The 5,149-nt window shown below is 56.8% G+C and carries 4 protein-coding genes and 3 pseudogenes; 2 read left to right on the top strand and 5 right to left on the bottom strand.

Annotated elements, in window-relative coordinates:
- Nucleotides 1–211, top strand: a pseudogene (locus tag ACWISF_RS08890) (transposase); the annotation flags it as partial.
- 217 nt (nt 212–428) lie between these two features.
- Here the strand turns inward: ACWISF_RS08890 and ACWISF_RS08895 are convergent.
- From ACWISF_RS08895 to ACWISF_RS08915, 5 genes and pseudogenes are all read right to left on the bottom strand, one after another.
- A complete protein-coding gene (locus ACWISF_RS08895) occupies nt 429–1,127 on the bottom strand; it encodes an SDR family oxidoreductase (RefSeq protein ID WP_448381233.1) in 699 nt (232 codons plus the stop codon).
- A 68-nt stretch (nt 1,128–1,195) separates the two neighbouring features.
- A complete protein-coding gene (locus tag ACWISF_RS08900) occupies nt 1,196–3,187 on the bottom strand; it encodes a ribonuclease catalytic domain-containing protein (RefSeq protein WP_448381234.1) in 1,992 nt (663 codons plus the stop codon).
- A 79-nt stretch (nt 3,188–3,266) separates the two neighbouring features.
- Complete coding sequence (gene recR, locus ACWISF_RS08905) at nt 3,267–3,866, bottom strand: recombination mediator RecR (protein ID WP_448381235.1); 600 nt, start codon at nt 3,864–3,866, stop codon at nt 3,267–3,269.
- A 22-nt stretch (nt 3,867–3,888) separates the two neighbouring features.
- Nucleotides 3,889–4,323 carry a peptide-methionine (R)-S-oxide reductase MsrB gene (msrB, locus tag ACWISF_RS08910; protein ID WP_448381236.1) on the bottom strand — a complete coding sequence of 145 codons (435 nt, stop codon included), beginning with the start codon at nt 4,321–4,323 and terminating at the stop codon, nt 3,889–3,891.
- 172 nt (nt 4,324–4,495) lie between these two features.
- Nucleotides 4,496–4,915: pseudogene (locus ACWISF_RS08915) on the bottom strand (RNA-guided endonuclease InsQ/TnpB family protein); the annotation flags it as partial.
- Between ACWISF_RS08915 and tnpA the strand changes: the two are divergent.
- Nucleotides 4,913–5,149, top strand: a pseudogene (tnpA, locus tag ACWISF_RS08920) (IS200/IS605 family transposase); the annotation flags it as partial. The pseudogenes ACWISF_RS08915 and tnpA overlap by 3 nt on opposite strands.

Genomic DNA, 5,149 nt, shown 5'->3' on the forward strand with positions numbered 1-5,149 from the left:
CAAGGCACCGATTGATCGTCAGAAACGCAGGCGAGAATGAGTAAAAGCGGCAGGGCATATGGTATTGTTTTTGCCGGCTTATTCCCCAGACCTCAATGACATTGAGCATGACTTTAGGGCATTAAAAAAATTGCCGATGTATAGTCATTTCAAACAAGTTTGCGACATTCGCCTTTACCTGCAAACCCTGTCCTGGAAGGGGATACAGTGATGACCAGTGCCTCAAAGTGTTGCATTTTCCTGTGAAACGACTATAGCATCCCCCTGGCACCACCATTGATGAAGTCATTCGTAATTATTGCACAAGTTAGTGTCGCATTCTAAACCGAAATGACTATAAAAGAAAGTAAAAGAGCGGCACGACCTAGTTCCCTTCTGCCTAGGGCAAATCATCTGCCTTTCATCAACGCCCCAGAGGCCCAAAAAACTTAGAAAAAGAGATGACTTTCCGGTTGGATATTGATTTCCATCGGCACGGCAGCAGGTTCGTTTTCCAGGGCGTAGAGAATCGCTTGGGCAGCAGTTTCCGGGCGCAGCATCTTCGTGCGATCGACTTTGAGAGGAATCTCATCCCAAAAGGGCGTGTCCACCCCACCGAAATAAAATAAAGTGACTTTGATGCTGTAACGGCGCAATTCGTCCGCCATCACTTTGCTTAAGCCCACCGCCCCAAACTTGGACGCACAGTAGGCCGCCGCCATCGGCATCGTGTGTTTGCCCAAAATGCCAATCACATTGCATATATGACCGGCCCGCTGGGTTTTCATCACCTGCGCCGCCGCCTGCATGGTATAAAAATGCCCCTGCAAATTCACCGCCAATTGGGTCGCCACATCCGCCGGCGTCAGCTTGTCCCAGGCTTTGAAAATCCCTACCCCGGCGGCATTCACCAGCACGTCGATCCGGCCAAAAGCCGCCACTGCCTCGTCCATCAGATGCTGCACCTGCGTCGGGTCGGTAATATCCGTAGGAATCGCCAAATCCCCAACGGCAGCCAACGCCCGCAACGGTTCCGGTCGCCGCGCCGCCAACACCAACTTCGCCCCCAAAGGATGCAACCGCTCAACTACGGCACGCCCAATGCCCCCCGTCGCCCCCACCACGACAACAACTTTATCCTGTACCATCTGTTACATTTCTTAACATTTCCTCTAATATAGCAAACCGGGTGAGCGTGTCACCAGGAGCGAGGCAGTCAGGCAGTCACTTCCCGCAGGTGAATCACATCCCGGTAGGGGTCCACGTGGGTTACTTGTACCTGGAGGTGTTCCCCCAATTTCACCGGCCGTTGCACCCGCATCCCCAATTCCAGCCCCAATTCCTCTAGCAGCACCAGCACCAGGTCCATATCCTCCCGCAACCAGCGCAACACCAGGGCAGTCCACACCCCTTGGCCGTGGCGGCGCAGGTATTCCAGGCTCCAGTAGCGGTTGGTTTGCCGTTCCACCGAGCTGGCCTCCTGGGTGGCCGCCGTCACGCCCTGGAGAATGCTTTGCAATTCTGCTGCCGTAAAAACCGGCGCTTCCCCCCGCAGGTGCGCCTTGAGTTGCCAGTGGGCGAGCAAATCCCCATAGCGGCGAATCGGGGAGGTGGCCTGGACATAGGCCTCCAGCCCCAAACTGGCGTGACGACCGGGGGTAATACTCACCTCGCTTTTGGTCAAACAGCGGCGAATCGCATAGGTGCGCACCAGCCCCCCCGGCAGTTGCCGCAATTCCTCCTCCGGCGGCAATTCCGGCTGGGGTTGGGAGCGAAACGGCATGGCTAACCCGGCATTTTGGGCATAACGCGCCGTCACTTCCCCCGCCAGAATCATCATTTCCGCCACCAAAAACCGCGCCGGGGATGGCTGTTGCAACCGCACCTCCACCTGGTCATCAACCACCTTAATTTCCGGCTCCGGCATCTGAATCTGGATCGCCCCCTGGGCCAACCGCCACTGCAACCGCCGTTCCGCCCATTGGTACAGCCGGGACAGCTCTCCCTCCCCTGCCACCTGCAAAGGCAGCAGTTCATCCACATCCTCGTAGGTGAGCCGGTAGGTGGGCCGCACCCAACTGGGCGTGATCACAAATTCGGCAATTTCCCCGGACGGCTGCAAAATCACCCCGAAACTCAAAGCGCAACAGGTCTGCCCCTGCTGCAAACTCATCGGCCCCGTCGCCAACACCTCCGGGAACATGGGAATCACCCCGGTCGGCAAATACACACTGGTACTGCGGCGGCGGGCTTCTTGGTCCAAAACATCCCCCGGCGTCAGCCACCGACTTGGGTCGGCAATGTGAATCCACAGCCGCTCCCGCCCATCCGGTAGCAACTCCCAACTCAAGCCATCGTCAATTTCTTTCGTACTAATGTCGTCAATCGTGTACACCTTGTGGGCGGTCAAATCCACCCGCCAAGCGGCATCCGGGTCGGGGGGCGGGTTGTCAATCCGCATCTGCGCCGCCTCCAAAACAGCCGCAGGAAAGGTCGTCGCCAGGGAACTGCGGCGCAGCGCCAGGTTCTCGTGGGGGTGCCACCAGCCCAGGGCCACCAGCAATTCCCGCGCCTCGGTGGGGGTGACCGCCCGCCCCAGATGGGTCAGCAGCTCGGTCACCGCCCGGGATTCCTGCCCCTCTAGAATAACAAATTGCTCCACTTGTTCGAGGATATGCCGTTCTTTCCCTGACCAGGTGACCGTTTCCCCGTTGAGGGCCTGCTGAACTTTGCGGTAAAATGTACTAATTTCTTCCTGTTTTTGCGCCGCCTTTTCCAGTTGGTGCCGAATTTCCTGCACCTGTTGTGGGGAGCGCGGTTCGTAGTAGTCCCCTTTTTGTTTGAAAAAAATTTTGTCTTGGCGCAGCAGGCGGTGGGCGGCGTAGCAGATGGGGGGGTCGGTCTGGCTAAAGATCAATTCGGCAAGCGTTTGCGGGTCAATTGGCCGGGGTTCGGGGCTGAGCAGTTCCCAGGCCAATTCCAGGGCTTCCGGGTCATGGTAGCGTTCCGCGGCCTGTTCAAAGGCGGGAATGTCTTCGGCCAGGTAGGTGCGTCCCGGCACGGTAAAGCTGATCTGGCGGGGGTGAATGCTGTAGCTGCGTCCCTGGGCATCGCTGGCAATCCAGTTTTTTTTGCCGTCGGGACGCTGGATAACCCCCAAACGGGCGCCGTTTTCGGTTTGGAATTCGACGAGGGTGCCCTTTTCCACGGTGGATTTGGTTGGCGTTTCACCATTTCTCTAAATAATTTTTATATTATTTTTTGCGCAGGGTTGGGAAACGGCGGGTTTAGAGTTCCCGGCGGCCTTCGAGGGCTTTGGCGAGTGTCAGTTCATCGGCGTATTCCAAATCTCCCCCTACCGGCACCCCGGCGGCAATGCGGGTCACGCGGGTCAGGGGTCGCAACAGCCGTCCCAGGTAGATGATGGTGGTTTCTCCCTCGATGGTGGGGCTGAGGGCGAGAATGACTTCCTTGACCTGGGTAGCCTCCACCCGTTTGACCAGGGCATGAATCGTGAGTTGTTCCGGGCCGATGCCATCCATGGGGGAAATCACCCCCCCCAGCACGTGGTATTTGCCCCGATATTCACGGGTTTTTTCCAGGGCAATCACATCCCGCGGGTCGCTGACAACGCAGATGGTGTGGTCATCCCGGTTGGGGTCGGCACAAATGTCACAGATGGGGGTGGCCGCCAGGTGGTAGCAGATTTGGCATTGACCGACCTGCTGTTTGGCCTCCAAGAGTGCTTGCGCGAGTGCCGCCACCTCCTGTTCTGGCTGTTTGACCAGGTAGAGAGCCAGCCGCTGGGCCGATTTGGGACCAATGCCCGGCAACCGTTGTAACCGCTCGATCAGGCGGGCAAGGGGACGGGTGTAGGCAGAATTCAACGCACCACCCCAGGGCCGCTGGCTACTTTGGCATCACGGGGGCAGGTTCCCCTGCCGGGACAAAAATTAAGGCCACGCCGTTGATGCAATAGCGTTGGCCTGTAGGTGGGGGACCGTCGGGAAACACGTGTCCCAAATGGCCGCCACAGGTGTTGCAGTGAACCTCCACCCGGTGCATCCCGTAGGAAAAATCGTCGCTGGTGCCAATCGCGCCGGGAACCGGGGCATAAAAACTCGGCCAGCCCGTGCCGCTGTTGAATTTGGTGTCCGAGGTAAATAGCAGCGCGCCGCAGCCAGCGCAATAGTAGTTCCCTGGGGCGTAGTTTTTGTCCAGGGGGCTGCTGCCTGGGGGTTCGGTGCCGTGCTGCCGGAGGATGCGAAACTGCTCCGGGCTGAGGCGTTTTTGCCATTCCTCCTCTGTGCGAGGTAAATCCGCAGGGGTGGGCGTCGGGGACATTGGCTCTCGTTACCGCGTTTCCTTTCTCTACCTACTATAGCGCTCGGACGGCAAGAAACGCTGGGTGACATACTCCCGTCCCTCATGCTGACGCATAGAGGGCGGGCTTCAAGGACTACGTCCCGCTTCGCGAACGGTGACTCCCGCTACTGCGTCGGACATTTCCCGGGCTTTAGCGCTCCGCGCCGCTGACGCGAAAAAGAACGGGATGCCCCACCGCTCTGTATTTCGCTACAAGTGCCGAGTTCTGATCGCGCGGCAACCTCAGCCTACAGTGGAAGCAATGATGCCACCTATCGTGAAGCTCTTTTGGCACCACACGACCACACCCGGAATACTCTTGACTCGTGCCGTTTGGATTCACTGCAATCGTCAACAGCCCAGCTCTTGCAGCCTTGACCGCCAAGATTTGCAGGAATTGCCCCCATCCAGCATCGTAAACAGACTTTGCAAGTCTTGTCCTGGCCAGACCTTTGATGTTCAACGCCTCATGCGCTATGTGCCTCCTTTTTCGCAACAGCCAGTTGGCTACTTTGTAGTGAAAATCCCTGCGCTGATTTGCTACTTTCAAATGCGCCTTAGCTAGTCTCTTGAATTTAATGGCGAAGCGGATCATATCCATTTACTTTTTTCAGTACTACCCACAAATGGACTTGTCCAAATTTGTAAATAATATCAAGTCTGCATCTAGTCGTAGGATTAGGAGTGAGTTTAGGCAATATATTGACAAAATTTACTGGAAAGATGTCTTGTGGAATGAATCGTATTTTATTGCTTCATGCGGGGGAGTAACTGTCTCTGTTCTGCGGCAATATATCGAAGATCA

The organism is Gloeomargarita sp., from assembly GCF_053491055.1.